The following is an 18,799-nucleotide window of genomic DNA, read 5'->3' as shown; positions in this document are numbered from 1 at the left end:
CGTTCAGACGGCGACCGGCGGGGCGAGTCGGAACGACGGCAGCCCGCGGCGCCGGATCAGCCACTCCGCGACGATGAGGTTCGGCAGACAGCAGAGGAACGGCACCACGGCGTACGCGTTCGCGAAGGCGGCATCCGCATCGAACCCGCCCGCGCCCGCCGAAGGGATCTGCGCGACGATGAGCAGCGGCAACCAGATCCGTAGCGTGACGGCGGCGTACGTGAGGGCGAAGTTGCGCATCATCCACGCCCGGTGGCTCGCGACATCCCGCGCCCGGATCGCGCGGTAGCCCCGCCAGCCGGTCAGCAGCCACAGCACGCCGAGCGCCCCGAACCCGAAGAGCCCCACCAAGCCGGCCCCGTTCACCGGCGCGAGCACGAGGCCCGCGATCGCCGCCGCGCCGACCGCGACGAGGTAGGTCCGACCGATCCAGCGATGGGCGAGCGGATGGCGCGTCCGCAGGCGCCGCCAGAACTGCAGCGGCCCCAGCACCAGCGCCAGGCCGCCGCCGACGATGTGCACGTAGAGCGCGACGAGCACCGGCGCCGGACGGCCGTCGTACGACGAGGCGAGACCGCCCGACGATTCCGCCAGCGGGGCGGTGAGGTACGGCACCACGGCGAACGCCGCGATCGCGAGCGAGCTGAGGAGGACCCAGGTCCAGCCGATGCGAGCGCCCATGCGTCGGTTCCCGCGAGGGCGGCCGACGTGGTCGTGCCCCGACTCAGCGGAGGCGTCGACGTCGGGTGCGTGGGTCGAGGTCGCGGTCATGCGCCGACGGTACCGATGGGTCGCTCGACGCCGACATGCGGCGAACCCCCCGATCGCGGAGGTGGCTGGCCGCCGCGCCTCAGCCGACCGCGGCGACCGCGGCGCGGATGTCGGCGTCGATGAGGTCGGCGTTGATGGCGGCGCCCGCCGTGTTGCCCGCGGCCATCGAACCCGGCACGGTCGCGCGCGCCGTCACGACATTGCCGGCGGCCCACACGCCGCGCACGCTCGTGCGGCCGTCCTCGTCGACGAGCACCCAGTCCACGCCGTCGTTCCGCATGCGCCGGGCTCGCACCTGCTGCAGCACCTCGTCGTTCGGCTCCGGACGCGGTGCGACGAAGATCGCGTCGACCTCGCGTTCGCTGCCGTCGTCGTAGCGGATGGCGCGCACGCGGCCGTCGCCGTCGGCGACCACCTCGGCGATCGCGCGCTCGTCGATCGAGATGCCGCGGGCCTCGAGCGATGCCCGGGCCGGGGCAGGCAGCGAGACGCCCTGCGCGTGGAAGGCCACGTCGGACGAGAGCTGCCGGAGCAGCTGCGCCTGGTGCGCGTTGGCGGCCGAGGTCGGGATCACCGCGATGCGCCGGTCGCGCACCTCCCACCCGTCGCAGTACGGACACGACACCACGCCGGTGCCCCAGTGCTCGGCCAGCCCGGGGATGTCGGGGAGGCGGTCGCGCAGGCCGGTGGCGACGAGGATGCGGCGAGCGGTGTGCCGCTCGCCCGACGAGAGCACGACCTCGAACGCCGGCTCGTCGTCGTCGGACGCCGTGACCGACGCGACCGTCGCGGACTCGATCGCGACGTCGTCGTAGCGTGCGAGCTCGGACCGGCCCGCGGCGAGCAGGTCGAGCGGAGAGGTGTGGTCGCGCCCGAGCACGCCGTGCATGTGGCCCGCGACCCGGTTGCGCGGCTCGCCGCCGTCGACGACGAGCACCCGACGGCGCGAACGGCCGAGCATGAGTGCGGCGCTGAGGCCCGCGCTGCCGCCGCCGACGATCACGACGTCCCAGGCCGTGCCGCCCATCTAGACGGCCCCTTCAGCTTCGGATGCGACGACGAAGTACGCGCCGGTCGGATCGGTCAGCCCGGCCCGGCGGCCCGCCGGCACGTCCCACGGCGGGACGACGAGCGTCGCGCCGGCGGCGATCGCCCGCTCGACCGAACGCTCGACGTCCTCGACGCCGAAGGCGACGCTCCACGACGGCGGCAGGTCGGCGCCCAGCAGTTCCTTCGCGTCGAGGATGCCCGCGTAGTTGCGGTGCGCGTGCGTGTAGACGCCGTACCGGGGTTCACCCTCGCCGTGGTCGACGCTCCAGTGGAACGCGTGCGCGTAGAACCGCTCGGCCGCGTCGAAGTCGCTCGCGGCGAGCTCGAACCAGGCCGGGGTGTCGGCCATGCCGAATGCGTCGAAGCCCGCGAGCCCGCCCGGCTGCCAGTACCCGACCACGGCCCCGGTCGCGTCGATCGCGAGCCCCATGACGCCCATCTCGGGGATGTCGAGCGGCTCGAACAGGACGGTGCCGCCGGCCTCGGCGATGCGCTCGCTCGTCGCGGCGGCGTTGTACGTGAGCAGGTAGACGGTCCAGTGCGGCGGCGCCGGATCGGACTCCTGCCGCCGCGCCGCACCCGCGACGCGCTCGCCGTCGTGGCGGAACGTGACGTAACCGCCGTCGCGGTCGTCGCCGTGTTCGGCGGTCCAGCCGAAGAGGGCCTGGTAGAACGCGACCGTGCGCTCGAGGTCGGTCGTGGTCACGTCGACCCAGGCCGGCGCACCGGCGACGAGGTCATCGGGTCCGGGCATGCGCGGCTCCTGTCGGGTGCGATCGGCATCGGCGGCGCCAGCACGGGCTGCCGTCGAGCGCGATGCTAACACCGCGCGCGCTCACGCGGTCGGCGCGTCATCGGCGGCCCCCGGGGTGATCGAGTCGACGAAGGCGAGCCCCTCCTCGGCGACGGCCCGCCAGCGATCGGCGCTCTCGGCGAGCGGCACGACCGCCCACTCGGCCATGGCCCGACCGCGCATGACCATGTTGTCGAGGCCGAGCTCGCCGATGCGGTCGCGGTCGAGCTTCACGACGAGGTCGCCCGTGTGCGCGGTGAACGCGAAGAACTTGCCCCGGATCGACAAGCCGTCGGAGCCGAACATGCGCCCGAAGCCGACCCCGGGCCGGCCGAGGAACTCGGGCGCGATCTCGTCGAGGCGTGCCCGCCCGCGGTCTCGATCGTCCATGGGCCGACGCTACGACGCACCACCGACACGCGACAAGGGCGGCCCTGGTCAGGATGCGGACCACGCCTCGAGGATGCGCTCGCGCAGGGCGTTGCCGCGCTCGGCGAACCCGCGCTGCCGACGGACGTACTCCGCCTTGCCCTCGGGCGTCTCGATGCGTACGGGCTCGCCGCCCCACGGCGCCATGTCGTACGGCGAGGCCTGCATATCGAGGTACCGGATGTCGCGGGCGAGCTCGAACGCGTCGAGCAGCAATTCACCCGGCACGAGCGGGCCGAGCTTGACCGCCCACTTGTACACGTCCATGCCGGCGTGCAGGCACCCGGGCTGCTCGAGTTCCGGCTGGGATGCGCGCGTGGGCGCGAACCGGTTGCGCGGCACCGCGTCGGGCGTGAAGAACCGGAACGCGTCGAAGTGCGTGCAGCGCACGTCGTGGGCCTCGACGACCTCGTCGGTCGCGGCCTGGCCGAGGCGCAGCGGCACCGGGTGGCGATGCTCGCCCTGCCGGTAGACCATTGCCCACTCGTGCAGGCCGAAGCAGCCGAACCGGCCGGGCCTCGCCGCCGTGCGCCGCAGCATCCGCTCGACCGCCCGCAGCTGCGGCCCCTTCTCGCGCAGCATCGCCTCGACGTCGACGATCAGGCCGGCGGATGTCGCGCCCCGCGCGTACCAGCGCCACTCCGCGCGCGGGGTGCCCGCGGCATCCGCGAGCTCGACGCCCGCGCCCGGGTGCCACCGACGCAGCAGCGAGGGGGAGTACGAGTAGTACGTGAAGAGGAAGTCCTCGATGGGATGCGACTCACCCCGCGCCCGGCGCGCCCGATGGCCCGTCGTGAGCGCGTCGGCGCAATCGGCGTGGGCCTCCTCGCGCGCGCGCCACTCGTCCACGGCGAGCACGGTCGCGGACGCGGTGGGAGCGGTCGGGGTCACCCGACGAGGATAGGCGCCGCGGCTGGGCGCGCCATCCGCCCCGCCCGCCCCCGAACGCGGGGAATTCGCGGATGGGGCCGAGCGGTACCCTGAGCTCGTGGGACGCTCGTTCGTCCCGGCCCTGCCGCAGCTCGGAATCGGTGCGGCAGCAGACACCGGTGAAGGGGTCGGATCGCCCGCGGCAGTGGCCGCCGGGGCGGTGCTGCCGCTCCCGGTCGCGGATCTCATCGTCCTGATCGCGGTCGGCACGATCGTGGCGATGATCGTCGTCGGCGTGCTGTGGTGGAGAGGCTCGATCGCGAACGGGCCTGATGTCGCCGTCGCACCCGACCAGGCGGGCCTGATCGCGGTCATCTTCGTGACCGGCATGGGCCGGGAGCGGTGGCTGGCGGCTGCCGTGCTCCGCCTTGCGATCGAGGGGGTGCTGCGCATCGTCGATGAGGGCGGGGTCACCTCGCCCGGCGATGACTCGCCGGGTGGACGGAGGATCTGGGTCGAGCGCCGCGCGGACGGCCCGGACCTGGATCGCGCGAGCGAGGTGGACGCGGACGATGCCGGGGTCGCGCGCGCCCTCTTCGGAGGTGCCGCGCCGCACGCGGCGCTCCGCGTCCCGGCACGGCTGAGGTCCGACATGATGCCCGAGCTCCGCACGACCTGGGCGGTCGGGACGGCGAGCGCGAGGCGGCGCTTCATGGACGTCATCCCGCGGCGCTGGCGCATCGCCTTCGTCCTCGGCAACACCATCGCCGTCGTGGGCGGGTTCGCGATCGCCGGCTACGGACTGCAGACCGGAGAGGGATACGTGCTCGCCGGGATCGCGATCGTGACGGGCCTGGTCGGGTTCATGGTCTGGATCATGATCAGGTTGCGGATGGGAGCGCTGGATCCGGCAGGCATCGACCTCCGGGAGCGATCGCAGCCGGAGCGGCTGTTGTCCCCGACGTTCGGCACCCTCTCCGAGGGCGCTCGGCTGCTCCCGTGGGCGGTCCTGTTCGATCGCGCCGACGTGATCGCGCGGTTCGCCGAGCTCGTCCAGCAGACGAAGGCCGTGCCCGACTGGTACCGGTGCGATCACCCCTTCTCCGCGGAACGTCTCGAGTCCTGCATCGCCGCCCTGCGCCTCGGGTTCGCACGAGCGACGCCGCCGGCGGTCACGGCGTCCGACGAGGAGGCGCTCGCGGAGTTCCAGGCGTACCGCCTCACGACGATGGGGGAGCGCGGGCTCTGGGCCGGTGTCGGCGACGGCGGCGACGGGGCCATCGGGGACTGGGGCGACGGAGGGGCTTTCGGGGGAGGCTTCGACGGCGGCGGCTTCGATGGCGGCGGGGGAGGAGGCGGCGACGGCGGCAGCTGACCCCGTCCCGCCATCCGTCGACGTGTCGCGAGGTGACGCAACATGCGTCTCAGGGCCGTGTCGGGAGCGTTCCGAGTCACCTCACGTGGCGGTTCGCTCGCCGACCACGACCGAGTCGTTGACGGGCGGGACGGCCTCGCGGATCATCCACTGCTCGGGATGCGGGAGCGGCGTGAAGCCGTAGCGTGCGTACAGTCCGTGGGCGTCGCCGGTCGCGAGCGCGATGCGCTTGAGCCCGAGCGGTTCGAGATCCGCGAGCACGAAGCCGACGAGCTCGACGCCCACTCCGCGTCCGCGCGCGCCGGGGTCGACGATGACGTCGCAGAGCCACGCGAAGGTGACGCCGTCGGTGACCACGCGCGCGTAGCCGAGCTGCGCACCGGTCGTCGTGTCGTAGGCGCCGTAGTTGCGAGACGCGTCGATCGCGGCATCCTGCACCTGTCGCGGCCGGTCGAGCGCCCAGTAGGCGTGCTGCGACAGCCATTCGTGCACCACGGCTCGGTCGAGCTCGGCGGCGTCGGACGAGCAGCGGATCCCGTCGGTCATCCGCCCATCCTCGCAGGCCAGGTCGGTGCCGGCGTGTCGCCAGGTGACGCGTTCTGCTCCTCGTGCTGGCGCGAGCAACGTTTCGCGTCACCTGGCGAGCCGGGGCTGGCCCCGGCTCAGTGGTAGCGGCCGCTGTAGGCGTTCAGGGCGGGCTGGCCGCCGAGGTGGGCGTAGAGCACGTTCGAGTCCCTCGGGATGTCGCCGCTCGAGACCAGCTCGATCAGGCCGGCCATCGACTTGCCCTCGTAGACCGGGTCCAGGATGACGCCCTCGAGGCTCCCCGTGAGACGCATGGCCTCGTCGGTCGACTCGACCGGGATGCCGTAGTGGTCGCCCGCCCAGCCCTCGAGCACCGTGATCTCGTCGTCGCGGATGTCGCGGCCGAGGCCGATCGTCGCCGCCGTGTCGCGAGCGATGCGCGCCACCTGGTCGCGGGTCTCGTCGATCTTCGCCGAGGCGTCGATGCCGATGACGCGGCGTGGCCGGCCGCCGAAGTTGTGCTCGAGGTCGGCGAAGCCGGCGATCATGCCGGCGTGCGTCGAACCCGTGACGGAGCACACCACGATGGTGTCGAAGAAGACGCCGAGCGCCTCCTCCTGCGCGGCGACCTCGTGCGCCCAGTTCGCGAAGCCGAGCCCGCCGAGGGGGTGGTCGGATGCGCCGGCCGGGATCGCGTACGGCGTGCCGCCGGCCGTCTCGACGTCGGCGATCGCCTGCTTCCACGACTCGCGGAACCCGATGCTGAAGCCCGCGGAGGAGAGGCGCACGTCGGCGCCCATCAGGCGTGAGAGCAGGATGTTGCCCACGCGGTCGTTCACGGAGTCGGGCCAGTCGACCCAGTGCTCCTGCACCAGCACGGCCTTCATGCCGAGGTGCGCGGCGACGGCCGCGACCTGGCGCGTGTGGTTGGACTGCACGCCGCCGATCGACACGAGCGTGTCGGCGCCCTTCGCGAGCGCGTCCGGTACGAGGTACTCGAGCTTGCGGGTCTTGTTGCCGCCGAACGCGAGGCCGCTGTTCACGTCCTCGCGCTTCATCCAGACGCGGGCGCCGCCGAGGTGGGCGCTGAGCCGGTCGACCGGGTGGATCGGGCTGGGGCCGAACGTCAGCTGGTGGCGGGGGAAGTCGGCGAGGGCCATGGGGCTCCTTCGGTCGGTGCGGTCGGGGAGGGGGGCTCGCTCGACCAGGGGCGGCATGCAATATATTGCAGCGGATGGCGCGACATCCGTCAAGCGTGCGGCCAGCCGACCGGGTCGCCGCGGCTAGATCGTCTGCGGGATCTCGCGACCGGGGAACAGCGTCGAGTACTGCTCGCGATACAGCCGCTTGCCGACGAGGCGGTACGCCAGCCGGATCGGCAACGGCATCTCGGCGAGGAACTCCCGCTGGTCGCCTGGCGGATTCGTCGCGAGGATCATGCCGAGGTAGGCGAGCACCACCTTCTTCTCGAAGGCGTCGACCCCGTGGCTCGCGAGCTTCTCGAACTCCTCCTGGGTGAGCACCTTCTCGACCGCCGGCGTCACCTCGGTCACCTCGCGGCGGAGATGCACCTGCAGCATGGCCGACAGTCGCTCGTACCCGGCTGCGAGCTGGTCGCCGAGCGCCGCGTCGGCCGTGTCGCGCCACTGCTCCCGAATCGGCGCGAGCTCGTCGAGGACTCCCTTGACCTCCTCGTGCTGCGCCAGCATCTGCGCGATGTGCAACTCGCACCCTGGAGCGCGTTCCCCCAGCTGCGGGTACATGAAGAGGTCCTCGCCCTCGTGGTGCACGTGCAGGAGCTTGTCGAAGTTGCCGAGCACGTCGCCGACGTACCGGGAACGTTCGGTGTCGCCGTCGGCTGCGGAGCGCGCGAGCCCCGGTGCCTCCCCGTACGCCCACAGGAAGACCCGGTGGACACGGCGCATGGCCGGGGTCGCCGGGCACAGCACGGGGCCGTCGGGAACGGGCGCGGCGGTCTCGCCCTCGCGCATGGTGAAGAAATCGGACATCGGCCAACCTCCAGGCGGACGCGCCGACCTCGATGCCGGCCACGCCGTCGAGCGCGAACATATCGGCCGCCCTCGGGGGCGACAAGAACCCCGTTCGGGTGAGCGCCGCGGCGCAGCCGGCCCTTCTCGATGTCGGAGCGCGCGCGTAGCGTGAGGCGCATCCGAGCGCGGTGGTGCCGACGGTGGCCCGCCGCACGCAGCCGAATCAAGGAGGCATCATGGCCAACCTCGTCGTGCACTTCGAGATCCACGCGTCCGAGCCGCAGCAGCTCATCGACTACTACTCCGAGCTGCTCGGGTGGAGCTTCACCCAGTACGGCGACGACTACTGGGTGATCGAGACCGGTGAGGGCGCCATCGGCAACACCGCCGGGCAGCCCGGCATGGGCATCAACGGCGGCCTCACCCGGCGCGAGGGTCCGGCGCCCGAGGTCGGCGCGCCCGTCAACGGCTGCAACATCGTGGTCGGCGTCGACGACATCGACGGTCTGATGCGGCGCGGAGTCGAACTCGGCGGCACCGAGGCCCTGGCCGCTGCCGACTGGCCGGGCATCGGTCGCGGCGGGTACCTCCTCGACCCCGACCACAACCTCATCGGGCTCATCTCGCCGGTCCTCTCCGACGGCACCACGGCGATGGGTCCCGACGCAACCCCCTGACCGCTGCCGGCCTCGACTCGGCCGGTGTCGGCGGCCGGTGCCAGACTGGGCGGGTGCTGCTCGACGAGCTGGTCGCCACCGCCGAGCGGGTCGCGTCCACGCGGTCGCGCCTCGCGAAGGTCGATGCGCTCGCGACGCTCCTCGGCCGACTCGAGCCCGACGAGATCCTGCCCGCCGTGGGCTTCCTCACCGCCAAGCCCCGTCAGGGTCGGGTGGGCGTCGGATGGCGCGGGCTCACCGGAGCCATGGGCGACCCGGCCGATGTCGCGACGCTCACGATCCTCGACGTCGACCGCGCGCTCGAACGGCTGGCCTCGGCGTCCGGTGCCGGCTCCGCGACCGAGCGCGCCCGCATCCTGCGCGAACTGGGCTCGCGGGCCACGACTCGCGAGCAGGACTTCGTGAGCCGCGTCATCCTCGGCGAGCTCCGCACCGGCGCGCTCGAGGGCGTGCTCACCGACGCGATCGCCAGGGCGGCCGACCGCCCCGGCGAGGTCGTGCGCCGCGCCGCGATGCTGTCGGGCGACCTCGGCGAGACCGCGCGCGTGGCGCTCACGGGCGCGCCCGGCGACCTCGAGTCGATCGGACTCGTGGTCGGGCGCCCGGTGCAACCGATGCTCGCCGGCACCGCCCCGAGCGCGGCCGCGGCGCTCGAGCAGGTGGGCCGTGCCTCGGTCGAGTACAAGCTCGACGGCGCCCGCATCCAGGTGCATCGCTCGGGCGACGACGTGCGCGTCTACACGCGCAACCTCGCCGACATCACGCACCGCCTTCCCGAGGTCGTCGAGGTGGTGCGCGGCATGCCCGCGAACGACCTCATCCTCGACGGCGAGACGCTCGCGCTCGACGAGGGGGGCGCGCCGCGTCCCTTCCAGGACACGATGTCGCGCTTCGGCGCCGAGGCCGCGCGCGAGGTGCTGCTGCATCCGTGGTTCTTCGACGTGCTCCACGTCGACGGACGCGACCTGCTCGACGAGCCCCTGACTGATCGGCTCCGCGAGCTCGAGCGCGTCGCCGGCCCGCATCGCATCCCCGGCGAGGTCACCGATGACCCCGAGGTTGCCGAGGGCATCGCGCGCGACGCGCTCGCGGCCGGCCACGAAGGCGTTGTCGTCAAGGGCGTCGACGCGCCGTACGCGGCGGGCCGGCGCGGGGCGAGCTGGATCAAGGTCAAGCCGGTGCACACCTACGACCTGGTCGTCCTCGCCGCCGAGTGGGGTTCGGGCCGGCGCACCGGTTGGCTCTCCAACCTCCACCTCGGCGCGCTCGACCCGGTCGGCGAGTTCGGCGAGCCGGGCGGGTTCGTCATGGTGGGCAAGACCTTCAAGGGCCTGACCGACGACCTCCTTCGCTGGCAGACCGAGCACTTCCCCGAGATCGAGACGCGTCGGACCGCCAACACCGTCTGGCTCGAGCCCGTCACGGTCGTCGAGATCGCACTCGACGGCGTGCAACGCTCGAGCCGGTATCCGGGCGGCATCGCGCTCCGGTTCGCGCGCGTCAAGCGCTACCGCGACGACAAGCGGCCCGACGAGGCCGACACGATCCAGACGTTGCGGGCACTGCTCCGCGGCGGTGCGGCGGAGGGAGCGGATGATGGCGCATGAGGCGGCAACGGGTCGCGTGCGGCAGCTCAGGCTGGTCGTCGAGGCCGAGGATCTCGAGGCGGCGGTGGCGTTCTACCGCGACGTGCTCGGCATGCCCGAGCAGGAGTCGTACGACGGCGACGAGGGCGCGCGCGTCGTGATCCTCGACGCCGGGCGCGCCACGCTCGAGCTGTCGAACCCCGCGCAAGTCCGCTTCATCGACCGCGTCGAGACCGACGGCGGTCCCAGCGACCGGCTCCGCGTCGCCCTCGAGGTCGACGATGCCGCGGCCGTCGCCGACGACCTCGTCGATGCCGGTGCCGACCTCGAGGCCTCGGCCCGCGAGACGCCGTGGCGCTCGATCAACGCGCGGCTCCGCGGGCCTGCCGACCTCCAACTCACGCTCTTCCAGGAGCTCGACGAGCGCTGAGTCCTACTCGTCGATCTGGATGCCGGTGACCGGCACGCCCGCGCGTTCGTAGACCAGCGAGACGGCCCCCTTGGGGAACGCGATCGGCTGCTGGGCGAGCGAGAACGCCGCCGGCACCGTGCCGGTGTCGAACAGCCGCTTCCCAGCCCCGAAGACGATGGGGTATAGGTACAGGTTGAGCCGATCCACGAGGTCGGCCGCCAGCAGTGAGCGGGCGAGCGCGCCGCTGCCGATCACGTGGATCTCCTCGAAGCGTTCCTTGATGGCGGGGATCTCGGCGGCGATGTCCGTCACGACCGTGGTGCGCGCCCACGTCGGATCGGTGAGCGTGCGCGACGCGACGAACTTCGGCACCTCCTCGAACTTCGCCCCGATCGGCGTGTCGGTGTGCTTCGGCCAGTAGTCGGCGAAGATGTCGTACGTCTTCCGGCCGAGCAGTAGCGCGTCGAGCCGGTCGATCCCCGCGCCGATGACCGCGCCGGACTCGTCGTCGAAGTAGGGCGCCTGCCATCCGCCGTACTCGAATCCGTCCGACGGGTCCTCCTCCGGGCCCCCGGGGGCCTGGTAGACCCCGTCAAGGGTGATGAACAGGTCGACCGCGACGATTCCCATGGTGATGCTCCCCTCCGCGCGCCACGCTAGCGTCGTGCGCGGGCGGCGTCGAGGGGCGATCAGGGGGAGCCTTTCGGCCACCGGGGTGCAAGCGTAGAGTCGATGCGCCGGGCCGTTCGTCACGGGCCACCCGGTCGCGCACTCCGCGGGAGCGTCGCGAGCCGCGTCGGGGAGGCACCTCATGCGCGCTCCACAATCGCATTCATCGGGCCCCGCGCGCCGGGCCGCCGTCCGGGCCGCGGTCGCTGCTCCTGCCGCCGTCGCCGCGGCCGTCCTCGCGCTGTCGGCCTGCACGGCCGGCACCCCGGCCGCGAGCCCGTCCGCGGGCGACCTGCCGCAGGGCGGCGAGACGGTCGAGCTCGACCCCGCCGAGTTCTCGGCCGACATCGACCATCCGTACTGGCCCATGGAGCCGGGCACCCAGTGGGAGTACCGGGAGCTCGACGGAGACGGTGAGACGCTGCGCGTCGTGGTGACGGCGACGACCGACACCCGCGAGATCGCCAACGGCGTCACCGCGCGCGTCGTCCGCGACACCGTGTACCAGGGCGACGAGATCGTCGAGGACACCTTCGACTGGTACGCGCAGCGCGACGACGGATCGGTCTGGTACCTCGGCGAGGACACCGCCGAGTTCGAGGACGGCGAGATCGCCACGACCGAGGGTTCGTTCGAGGCGGGTGTCGACGGCGCGCAGGCGGGCGTGCTGCTGCCAGCGGACCCGAAGCCGGGGCAGTCGTATCGGCAGGAGTACCTCGAGGGCGAGGCCGAGGACGAGGGCGAGGTCCTGCGGGTCGGCGAGCGCGCCGAGGCGCCGTACGGCGCGTACGACGACGTGCTCGTGACGCGCGACACGAACGCCCTCGAACCCGATGTCGTCGAGTACAAGTTCTACGCGCGCGACCTCGGCCCGCTGCTCGCGCTGGATGTCGCGGGCGGGAGCGGCCGCGAGGAGCTCGTCGACGTGCGCACGGTCCCCGACGGCACCGGCACCGGCCCGCTGGGTGATCCGGGTTGAGCATCCGCCCAGCAGGCCGAGCCTAGGCTGGAGGACATGCAGCTCGCCCTCATCCGCCATGGACAGACCGACTGGAACCTCCGCGGAGTGATGCAGGGGCGCACCGACATCCCGTTGAACGACACCGGGCGAGCGCAGGCCGAGGCGGCCGTGGCGCTGATCGACCCGGCGGAGTGGGACCTCGTGGTGAGTTCGACCCTCGGACGCGCGCGCGAGACCGCCGCCATCCTGGCACGTGGCCTCGACCTCCCGGTGGCCGGGGCGTACCACGATCTCGTCGAGCAGGACTTCGGTGCCGCCGAGGGGACGCCGGTCTCCGAGATCGACGTCCGCTGGCCGGGTCGCGCGTTCGAGGGCAAGGAGCCCGACGCCGAGGTCGGACCGCGGGGGGTGCGGGCGCTCGAGCGGATCACGGTCGACCACGCCGGTGCCCGGGTGCTCGCGGTCGCGCACGGCACGCTCATCCGTCACGTGCTCGGCGAGCTCAGCGGGCACGAGGCGAGCAGCTACCCGAGGCTCGACAACCTCGCGATGTCCGAGCTCGAGCGCGCGGCCGATGCCTCGTGGCGAGTGCGCACCGTGGGCGGCGCGCCGTTCGCCGAGGTGCTGCCGTCGCTGCTCGCCGTCGAACTGGCGGCCTGACCGACCCGCCCTTCGGCCCTGCCGCCGCGCCACGATCCGGACGTACAATCCGGAAATGGAGGGTCCCGGCAGCACCACCCTCGTCGTCGTCGGCGACGAGTCGACGAGCGCGATCGATTCGCTCGCGGGGTTCGCGAACGTCGAGAGCGCCAGCTTCGCCGAGATGCCGGATGCCACCGACGCCGAGGTCGTCACGTGGTCGAGCACGTCGCACGCGCCGTTCGTCGTGCACGACCGTGATCCGCTCGGCCACGTCGCCTCGGCATGGGTCGAGTTCTACGACGAGCGATCGACGCTCGGGGTGCTGCAGCTCGAGATCGACCAGGTGATCGACCAGGTCGCGCGGCATCAGCTGCGTGTGCCGGACTACTACGTCGTGCTCGAACCCGAGTCGCTGCAGGGTACGTGGCTGCACTGGTGGCTCGGGGTGCTGGCCGCCGCGTCGCCGAGTCGCGTCATCCCCTGGGCGCCGGGGGAGGCGCCGCTCGCAGGCCTCATCCGCCGATTGCCGACCGCCCGGGCGTGGCCCGAGGTGCGCGACTGGCTGCCGACGGTCGTGAAGGCCGTTCCCGATCGCGTCGGGCCCGGCCTTCCCGGTGCCGCCTGAGGCGGGCGCCGCCGTCAGGAGGCGTCGGCGGGCTGCAGCTCGGCGTGCTCGACCGCCCAGGCGAGCGCGAAGTCGGCGACCTCCTGCCATCCGTCCTGGCTGACGATCCGGTGGGTCCGGCCCGGGAACTCCCGGTAGTCGACGATCGCGGGGCTGCCGGTCGAACGGTACTTCTTGACGATGGCTCGCCCGATGGCCGGCGGCACGACGTGGTCGATCTCCCCGGTGATGACGAGCAGGGGCGCGCGATCGGTGCGGCCGTAGTCGACGTGGGTCACGCCGCCCTTCTCGTTGAGCGTCGAGGCGACGCCCTCGAAGAACACGCGGTTGTAGGAGTTCACCGCGTACTCCTCCCAGATGCGGTCGGATGCCTCGCGGGTGAGGTCGTTGCCGAACGTGAAGTGGAAGTGGCGCTTCGAGATCGGGCGCGCCCCGTTGCGGTCGAACGGGTTCGACAGGATCGGGAAGCCGGTGCGCAGCGTCGACGGCGGGAGCGTCGTGATGCCGGCCGCCTGGCCGGGCGTCACACCGACGTAGGCGGCGCCGAGCCCCCGGTCGGCGAGCATCTGGGTGATGACGCCGCCGAACGAATGGCCCATGATGAGGGGCTTCTGCGGCAGCGCCCGGATGATCCCCTCGTAGTGGTCCACGATCTGCTTCAGGCCGATGCCCTTCAGCGGTTCGGGGTTCGAGCGGATGTCGCTCACGGACCGGTCGTCGATGCCGGGCCATCCGGGCACGATGACCTCGTGGCCGGAGGCGCGGAAGCGCTCGGCCCACGTGTCCCAGCTCTTCGGGGTCATCCAGAGCCCGTGGATCAGGACGATGGGGGCCTTGGTGGTGCTGCTCATGATTCGTGCTCCTTGTCGGTACGTCGATGAGAAGTAGAACGATCGTTCTGTCTTGGTATTCCCACACGGTACGCCCGGGCGCGATCCTGTGTCAAGCCAAAAAGAGAAAGATCGTTCTATCATTTACGACGTGGCAACGCGAACGACATCGAGCGGCACCTCAGCGGCGCGTGAGCGCCTGCTCGCGACCGCCAGCGAGCTCTTCTACCGCGAGGGCATCCACGCCGTCGGGGTCGACCGCATCATCGCCGAGGCCGGCGTCACGCGGGCGACGTTCTATCGCCACTTCCCGAGCAAGGAGTCGCTGGTCGAGGCGTATCTCGGCGTGGAGGACGCGAACATCAAGGCGGCCTTCGCGGCGGCCGAGGCCACCGGTGCCGAGCCGGCGCCCTTGGTCGACCTGGTGATCGACGGCCTCGCCGACGACATCGCGCGCCACCACACGCGCGGCTGCCCGTTCATCAACGCCGCAGCCGAGTACCCGGATGCTGCGAGCGGAGTCCGCACGACCGTCGCGCGGCATCGCGAGTGGTTCCGTTCCGAGCTCGAGGAGCTCCTCGGTGCCGCGGGTGCTCCTGAGCCCGCCGAGTCCGCCGCGGAGCTGGTGCTGCTCCGCGACGCCGCGATGGTGGGCGGATACCTCGACGGCTGGGACCGCGTGCGTCCCGCGTTCGTGGCATCCGCCCGCCGCATCGCGGGCGTGCCCGGCACCTCGGCGGGGGAGTAGCCGCTACCCGTGCACGCGCAGGTCGACCCAGACCAGCCGGTGGTCGCTCGATGGGAACGGGAAGTTGCCCGTGAGCGCCGAGAGCGGATCGCTCGACACCGGCCAGAAGACCCCGGCGTCGAGCACGCGCAGGTCGCGCGAGGGCAGCACGTAGTCCGCACGCAGGTTGCCGGGCGCGGGGTTGTCGTTGAAGTCGGCGGTGTCGTACGCCGGGTCGCCCTCGTGCGTGAGGTTCGCGCCGCCCTGGATCTCTGACGCCTCGACGGCACCCTCCGAGGTGGGCAGCGGGTCGGTGAGGCGCGGGTGGTCGAGGAACTGCAGGATGGCGTCCTCCGTCGAGTCGCCGTCGAGCGGGTCGGCGTTCTGGTCGCCGAGGATCACGAAGGACTCGCCGGGCTTCAGGCCGCCGTGGACGCGCTCGTCGTCGTAGATGTACCTGGAGGCCGCGCCAGGCGTCACGTAGTCGGCCCAGAAGCGGATCTCGTCGTGGTTGCGCGTGCCGTTGCGGTCCTCGGCGCCGTCGAAGGTGGGCGGGGTCGGGTGCGACGCGAGGACGTGCACGGTGCGGCCGTCCACGTCGACCGGGACATCCCAGTGCGACTTGCTCGACAGCCGGAAGACGTCGAGCTCGGCGGGCGAGTACCAGTCAGCCGGTGCGGCCGTGTTCGGATCGTCGGGCAGCAGTGCGCCGGGCATGTCCTTCCAGAGGAAGTGCTGGAACGTACGGACGGCGTCGGTGTCGATCGGGTACTTCGAGAGCACCGCCATGCCGTATTGACCGGGGAAGAGCCCGAAGCCGAACGCATCGTCGCCGCCGCCGATCGTGCCGTTGTTGTTGAGGTCGAAGCCGCTCGGGATACCGGTGTTCGACGGCGCGACGAACGCGTACGGGTACTCCACCGGGTCGGCGCCGCCCTGCGACACCTCGAGGTAGTTCTCGCGGAAGAGGTCGACCGCGAGCCCCTCGTCGTCGAAGTCGAACTCGTTGAGCAGGACGATGTCGGGGTTCGTGCGCTGGATGATCTCGGCCACCGTCTGCGCCTGGTCGTTGGTGGGTGTCGACAGGTCGTCGATGAGCTGGCCGGCGGCGTTGCGGTTGAGCGAGAGATTGTAGGTCGCCACGCGCACGTCGGTGGTGCCGCTCCCTTCGGGCGGTGCCGCGGCGGCCGGGCCGGCGAGCGAGGTGACGGCGGCGGCTCCGATCAGCGTGGCGGTTGCAGTGAGTGCGGCGGTGGTGCGGCGGCGTCTCGTGGACATGCGCGTTCTCCTTCTCGGCGACATCGGCGATGGCGACTGCTGACCCCACGCTAGGCCGGTGAGGTGGAGTCCGGAAGAACGGGCAGTGACCGGATGTCCCTCAGTCGATGCCCGTTCGGTGCCATCCGTCAGCCGGTGGCGGCCGCGAGCACCGCATCGACCTCGGCGATCCATGTGTCCTTCTCGCGGGGCTCGGCGAAGCTCGCCGTGAACGAGTTGCGGGCGAGGGTCGCCAGGGCTTCGGCATCCAAGGGCAGCGCCGAAGCGATCGCGCGGTAATTGTCATCGATGTAGCCGCCGAAGTACGCCGGGTCGTCGCTGTTGACCGTCACGACGAGTCCCGCGGCCATCATCGCGGGCAGCGGATGCCGCGACAGCTCGCGCGGCGCGGTGCCGAGCGCCACGTTCGAGAGCGGGCAGACGGTGAGCGGCATCCGCAGCTCGGCGAGCCGCCGCACGAGGTCCGGATCCTCCATGGACCGGTTGCCGTGGTCGACCCGTTCGACGTGCAGCACGTCCACGGCCTCGCGCACGTACTCGGGCGGACCCTCCTCGCCGGCGTGCGCGACGAGGTGGAGCCCCGCGGAAGCGGCGCGCGCATAGACCTCGGCGAACAGGTGCGGCGGGTGGCCGACCTCGGTCGACACCATGCCCAGGCCGACGAAGTGCTCGCGGAACGGCAGGATCACGTCGAGCATGTCCATCGCGGCATCCGCCCCGCGCTCGCGCAGGAGGCAGGGGATGAGCGCGATCGACATGCCGAGATCGCGCCGTGCCTCGTCGAGCGCCGACGCGAGGCCGCCGATCACGGCCTCGAACGGAATGCCGTTGCCGAGGTGCGTCTGCGGGTCGAAGAACATCTCGGCCCGGCGCACGCTCGCCCGGTGCGCGCGCCGCAGGTAGGCGCTCGCGAGGTCGTGGAAGTCCTGCTCGGTGCGCAGCACCCCGAGGTTGGCGTAGAGGCGGTCGAGGAACTCCTGCAGGTCGGCGAACGCGTACGACTCGCGCAGCACGTCGGGGTCGTAGGTGGGCAGGACGACGCCGTTGCGGCGTGCGAGCTCGACGAGCAGCTCGACCTCCATCGTGCCCTCGAGGTGCACGTGCAGCTCGGCCGTCGGCCAGTCGATCACGTTCGCCGTCATGGAGGCTCCGTCATCCCCACGGCTTCCGCGTGGGATTTCAGCGCCCGCAGCATCCGCTCGCTCTCGCGCGCGTAGCGCCCGACGATCACGGGCCGGAGGAGACCGATGCGCCGAGGGATCCCGAGCTCGACCGTTCGCGTGACATGCGTGCGGTCGCCGTTCGAGCCCACCGCCATCGTCACGGTGCTGTCGATCGTCCCGGCCACGCGCGGGCGCAGGGTCATCGGCTGACGGAAGGCGACGCGTGCCGGCCGCTCGAAGGCGATGACCCGCCCGTGGCGCACGCCGCGGCGGCTGTGCTCGACGTAGGTCGTGCCGACCGCGACCGGCGGGGGCGAGACCTCGCTCGTGCCCTCGTAGTCGCCCGCCGACGGCAGCCAGCGACCGTAGCCGTGCAGGTCGGCGACGAGGTCGAAGACCACCTCGGGGGCTGCCTCGATCTCGATGTGCCGCTCGATGGTCGTCGTCACGCCCCCAGCGTCCCACCGTCGGCCGCGCGTGCATAGCGCTCCGACAGCGTCCTGAGCAGCTGGACGAGCTCGGGCGGCGATTCGACCGTGAAGTCCATGCCGAGCATGCCGATGTAGGCGCCGATGGTGTCGAGCGTGTCGGCGCCGGTCACCAGCACGGATTCCGCGTCCGAGACCGCCTCGACGACACCGACGGCCGGGTTGATGCGGTCGAGTACGGCGTCGGCGGATGCCGCGATCCGCAGGCGAGCGTGCACCTTCCATCCACTCGCGGCGATCGAGCGCATGGCGAACGCGGTGTAGTCGCCGCCGGGCAGCGGTACGGGGGTGAAGCGGCGTCGCGTCGGCATCCGCGGCTCGAGCCAGTCCGCCCGGTACGTGCCCCACTCGCCCGTGTCGGGATCGCGGCCGACGAGGTACCACCGGCGCTGCCAGCTGAGCAGCCGGTACGGCTCGACCAGGCGGGGCGTGCCGCGGTCGGTGAATCGGAACCACTCGACATCACGGATCGCGGCGGCGATCGCCGCGAGCACGGCGGGGTCGACCTCGGGATCGGGCGCGTCCGTGCCCGTGTTCTCGGGCGCCCGGTCGACGACCGAACCGATCGCGGCGACGACCGGACGCAAGCGCGACGGCAGCACCTGCTCGAGCTTCGCCAGGGCACGGGCGCTCGACTCCTCGACGCCCGCGACCCCGGTCGCCTCGCGGAGCCCGATCGCCACGGCGACCGCCTCCTCGTCGTCGAGCAGCAGCGGCGGCAGCCTGCCGCCCGCGCCGAGACGGTAGCCGCCGGCGGCCCCGCGGGTTGCGTCGACGGGGTAGTCGAGCTCGCGGAGCCGCTCGATGTCGTTGCGGATCGTGCGGGTCGAGACCCCCAGGCGCTGGGAGAGTTCGGAGCCGGTCCAGCCTGGTCGCGACTGGAGCAGGGAGAGGAGTGCGAGCATCCTCGCGGCGGTGTCGGACATGTCTCGATCTT

At 72.1% G+C, this 18,799-nt stretch carries 22 protein-coding genes; 8 read left to right on the top strand and 14 right to left on the bottom strand.

Annotated elements, in window-relative coordinates; genetic code table 11:
* Nucleotides 1–3: 3 nt before the first annotated feature.
* From BLT99_RS10395 to BLT99_RS10375, 5 genes are all read right to left on the bottom strand, one after another.
* Entirely contained in the window at nt 4–771 is a 768-nt protein-coding gene (locus tag BLT99_RS10395) for a DUF2306 domain-containing protein (RefSeq protein ID WP_229724324.1), read from the bottom strand.
* 79 nt (nt 772–850) lie between these two features.
* Nucleotides 851–1,798, bottom strand: coding sequence for an NAD(P)/FAD-dependent oxidoreductase (locus BLT99_RS10390; protein ID WP_092671933.1), 948 nt, complete (start codon nt 1,796–1,798; stop codon nt 851–853).
* Nucleotides 1,799–2,575: a VOC family protein gene (locus BLT99_RS10385; protein ID WP_092671930.1), complete on the bottom strand. Its 777-nt coding sequence runs from the start codon at nt 2,573–2,575 to the stop codon at nt 1,799–1,801.
* A gap of 81 nt (nt 2,576–2,656) precedes the next feature.
* Nucleotides 2,657–3,004: a hypothetical protein gene (locus BLT99_RS10380; protein WP_092671927.1), complete on the bottom strand. Its 348-nt coding sequence runs from the start codon at nt 3,002–3,004 to the stop codon at nt 2,657–2,659.
* Between the two features lie 48 nt (nt 3,005–3,052).
* Complete coding sequence (locus BLT99_RS10375; RefSeq protein WP_092671924.1) at nt 3,053–3,934, bottom strand: 3-methyladenine DNA glycosylase; 882 nt, start codon at nt 3,932–3,934, stop codon at nt 3,053–3,055.
* Between the two features lie 97 nt (nt 3,935–4,031).
* Between BLT99_RS10375 and BLT99_RS17595 the strand changes: the two genes are divergently transcribed.
* Nucleotides 4,032–5,288 (top strand): DUF2207 domain-containing protein, encoded by a 1,257-nt coding sequence (locus BLT99_RS17595; RefSeq protein WP_133988456.1) that lies wholly within the window; start codon nt 4,032–4,034, stop codon nt 5,286–5,288.
* Between the two features lie 81 nt (nt 5,289–5,369).
* Here BLT99_RS17595 and BLT99_RS10365 read toward each other — a convergent pair whose 3' ends face one another.
* The 3 genes from BLT99_RS10365 to BLT99_RS10355 form a co-directional block, all read right to left on the bottom strand.
* Nucleotides 5,370–5,834, bottom strand: a complete 465-nt coding sequence (locus tag BLT99_RS10365; protein ID WP_092671920.1) for a GNAT family N-acetyltransferase — start codon at nt 5,832–5,834, stop codon at nt 5,370–5,372.
* Between the two features lie 116 nt (nt 5,835–5,950).
* Nucleotides 5,951–6,973, bottom strand: coding sequence for a 1-aminocyclopropane-1-carboxylate deaminase (locus tag BLT99_RS10360; RefSeq protein ID WP_092671917.1), 1,023 nt, complete (start codon nt 6,971–6,973; stop codon nt 5,951–5,953).
* Between the two features lie 123 nt (nt 6,974–7,096).
* Nucleotides 7,097–7,822, bottom strand: a complete 726-nt coding sequence (locus BLT99_RS10355) for a hemerythrin domain-containing protein (RefSeq protein ID WP_092671914.1) — start codon at nt 7,820–7,822, stop codon at nt 7,097–7,099.
* A gap of 218 nt (nt 7,823–8,040) precedes the next feature.
* On the opposite strand from BLT99_RS10355, the gene BLT99_RS10350 reads away from it, so the two are divergent.
* Genes BLT99_RS10350 through BLT99_RS10340 form a run of 3 tightly spaced genes read left to right on the top strand, consistent with a single transcriptional unit; the run spans nt 8,041 to nt 10,497 of the window.
* Nucleotides 8,041–8,481: a VOC family protein gene (locus tag BLT99_RS10350; protein WP_092671911.1), complete on the top strand. Its 441-nt coding sequence runs from the start codon at nt 8,041–8,043 to the stop codon at nt 8,479–8,481.
* 53 nt (nt 8,482–8,534) lie between these two features.
* Complete coding sequence (locus tag BLT99_RS10345) at nt 8,535–10,088, top strand: ATP-dependent DNA ligase (protein ID WP_092671908.1); 1,554 nt, start codon at nt 8,535–8,537, stop codon at nt 10,086–10,088.
* Nucleotides 10,075–10,497, top strand: coding sequence for a VOC family protein (locus BLT99_RS10340; protein ID WP_308208986.1), 423 nt, complete (start codon nt 10,075–10,077; stop codon nt 10,495–10,497). The genes BLT99_RS10345 and BLT99_RS10340 overlap by 14 nt, the downstream gene beginning before the upstream one ends.
* A gap of 3 nt (nt 10,498–10,500) precedes the next feature.
* Here the strand turns inward: BLT99_RS10340 and BLT99_RS10335 are convergent, their stop codons facing one another.
* Entirely contained in the window at nt 10,501–11,109 is a 609-nt protein-coding gene (locus tag BLT99_RS10335; protein ID WP_092671902.1) for a dihydrofolate reductase family protein, read from the bottom strand.
* A 181-nt stretch (nt 11,110–11,290) separates the two neighbouring features.
* Between BLT99_RS10335 and BLT99_RS10330 the strand changes: the two genes are divergently transcribed.
* From BLT99_RS10330 to BLT99_RS10320, 3 genes are read left to right on the top strand one after another with little or no spacing between them, the layout of a single operon-like run.
* Entirely contained in the window at nt 11,291–12,127 is an 837-nt protein-coding gene (locus tag BLT99_RS10330) for a hypothetical protein (RefSeq protein WP_197675486.1), read from the top strand.
* Between the two features lie 36 nt (nt 12,128–12,163).
* Nucleotides 12,164–12,769: a histidine phosphatase family protein gene (locus tag BLT99_RS10325; RefSeq protein ID WP_092671899.1), complete on the top strand. Its 606-nt coding sequence runs from the start codon at nt 12,164–12,166 to the stop codon at nt 12,767–12,769.
* Nucleotides 12,770–12,824: 55 nt separating this feature from the next.
* Nucleotides 12,825–13,376, top strand: a complete 552-nt coding sequence (locus BLT99_RS10320; RefSeq protein WP_092671896.1) for a hypothetical protein — start codon at nt 12,825–12,827, stop codon at nt 13,374–13,376.
* A gap of 14 nt (nt 13,377–13,390) precedes the next feature.
* Here the strand turns inward: BLT99_RS10320 and BLT99_RS10315 are convergent, their stop codons facing one another.
* Nucleotides 13,391–14,227: an alpha/beta hydrolase gene (locus BLT99_RS10315; RefSeq protein ID WP_092671893.1), complete on the bottom strand. Its 837-nt coding sequence runs from the start codon at nt 14,225–14,227 to the stop codon at nt 13,391–13,393.
* A 130-nt stretch (nt 14,228–14,357) separates the two neighbouring features.
* On the opposite strand from BLT99_RS10315, the gene BLT99_RS10310 reads away from it, so the two are divergent.
* The gene (locus BLT99_RS10310; protein WP_092671890.1) at nt 14,358–14,954 is read left to right on the top strand and encodes a TetR/AcrR family transcriptional regulator; all 597 of its coding nucleotides are present in this window, start codon (nt 14,358–14,360) and stop codon (nt 14,952–14,954) included.
* A 3-nt stretch (nt 14,955–14,957) separates the two neighbouring features.
* On the opposite strand, the gene BLT99_RS10305 is transcribed toward BLT99_RS10310, so the two are convergent.
* From BLT99_RS10305 to BLT99_RS10290, 4 genes are all read right to left on the bottom strand, one after another.
* The gene (locus BLT99_RS10305) at nt 14,958–16,211 is read right to left on the bottom strand and encodes an endonuclease/exonuclease/phosphatase family protein (RefSeq protein WP_092671887.1); all 1,254 of its coding nucleotides are present in this window, start codon (nt 16,209–16,211) and stop codon (nt 14,958–14,960) included.
* Between the two features lie 128 nt (nt 16,212–16,339).
* Nucleotides 16,340–17,353 (bottom strand): adenosine deaminase, encoded by a 1,014-nt coding sequence (locus BLT99_RS10300; protein WP_229724323.1) that lies wholly within the window; start codon nt 17,351–17,353, stop codon nt 16,340–16,342.
* Nucleotides 17,350–17,823 carry an SRPBCC family protein gene (locus BLT99_RS10295; protein WP_157674976.1) on the bottom strand — a complete coding sequence of 158 codons (474 nt, stop codon included), beginning with the start codon at nt 17,821–17,823 and terminating at the stop codon, nt 17,350–17,352. Before BLT99_RS10295 ends, BLT99_RS10300 begins: the two co-directional genes overlap by 4 nt.
* Nucleotides 17,820–18,788 carry a helix-turn-helix transcriptional regulator gene (locus BLT99_RS10290; RefSeq protein WP_092671884.1) on the bottom strand — a complete coding sequence of 323 codons (969 nt, stop codon included), beginning with the start codon at nt 18,786–18,788 and terminating at the stop codon, nt 17,820–17,822. Before BLT99_RS10290 ends, BLT99_RS10295 begins: the two co-directional genes overlap by 4 nt.
* Between the last annotated feature and the right edge of the window lie 11 nt (nt 18,789–18,799).

This window comes from Agromyces flavus, from assembly GCF_900104685.1.
Lineage (GTDB): Bacteria > Actinomycetota > Actinomycetes > Actinomycetales > Microbacteriaceae > Agromyces > Agromyces flavus.
Note: the sequence above shows the minus strand (reverse complement) of the source record. Positions and strands in the feature narration are given on the sequence as shown.

What these genes read in the sequence shown, in the direction of transcription:
- BLT99_RS10330 (WP_197675486.1), top strand. Translation starts at nt 11,291, where the DNA reads ATGCGCGCTCCACAATCGCATTCATCGGGCCCCGCGCGCCGGGCCGCC.
- BLT99_RS10385 (WP_092671930.1), bottom strand. Translation starts at nt 2,575, where the DNA reads ATGCCCGGACCCGATGACCTCGTCGCCGGTGCGCCGGCCTGGGTCGAC.
- BLT99_RS10360 (WP_092671917.1), bottom strand. Translation starts at nt 6,973, where the DNA reads ATGGCCCTCGCCGACTTCCCCCGCCACCAGCTGACGTTCGGCCCCAGC.
- BLT99_RS10395 (WP_229724324.1), bottom strand. Translation starts at nt 771, where the DNA reads ATGACCGCGACCTCGACCCACGCACCCGACGTCGACGCCTCCGCTGAG.
- BLT99_RS10380 (WP_092671927.1), bottom strand. Translation starts at nt 3,004, where the DNA reads ATGGACGATCGAGACCGCGGGCGGGCACGCCTCGACGAGATCGCGCCC.
- BLT99_RS10305 (WP_092671887.1), bottom strand. Translation starts at nt 16,211, where the DNA reads ATGTCCACGAGACGCCGCCGCACCACCGCCGCACTCACTGCAACCGCC.
- BLT99_RS10355 (WP_092671914.1), bottom strand. Translation starts at nt 7,822, where the DNA reads ATGTCCGATTTCTTCACCATGCGCGAGGGCGAGACCGCCGCGCCCGTT.
- BLT99_RS10340 (WP_308208986.1), top strand. Translation starts at nt 10,075, where the DNA reads ATGATGGCGCATGAGGCGGCAACGGGTCGCGTGCGGCAGCTCAGGCTG.
- BLT99_RS10335 (WP_092671902.1), bottom strand. Translation starts at nt 11,109, where the DNA reads ATGGGAATCGTCGCGGTCGACCTGTTCATCACCCTTGACGGGGTCTAC.
- BLT99_RS10315 (WP_092671893.1), bottom strand. Translation starts at nt 14,227, where the DNA reads ATGAGCAGCACCACCAAGGCCCCCATCGTCCTGATCCACGGGCTCTGG.
- BLT99_RS10325 (WP_092671899.1), top strand. Translation starts at nt 12,164, where the DNA reads ATGCAGCTCGCCCTCATCCGCCATGGACAGACCGACTGGAACCTCCGC.
- BLT99_RS10300 (WP_229724323.1), bottom strand. Translation starts at nt 17,353, where the DNA reads ATGACGGCGAACGTGATCGACTGGCCGACGGCCGAGCTGCACGTGCAC.
- BLT99_RS10350 (WP_092671911.1), top strand. Translation starts at nt 8,041, where the DNA reads ATGGCCAACCTCGTCGTGCACTTCGAGATCCACGCGTCCGAGCCGCAG.
- BLT99_RS10390 (WP_092671933.1), bottom strand. Translation starts at nt 1,798, where the DNA reads ATGGGCGGCACGGCCTGGGACGTCGTGATCGTCGGCGGCGGCAGCGCG.
- BLT99_RS10365 (WP_092671920.1), bottom strand. Translation starts at nt 5,834, where the DNA reads ATGACCGACGGGATCCGCTGCTCGTCCGACGCCGCCGAGCTCGACCGA.
- BLT99_RS10320 (WP_092671896.1), top strand. Translation starts at nt 12,825, where the DNA reads ATGGAGGGTCCCGGCAGCACCACCCTCGTCGTCGTCGGCGACGAGTCG.
- BLT99_RS10290 (WP_092671884.1), bottom strand. Translation starts at nt 18,788, where the DNA reads ATGTCCGACACCGCCGCGAGGATGCTCGCACTCCTCTCCCTGCTCCAG.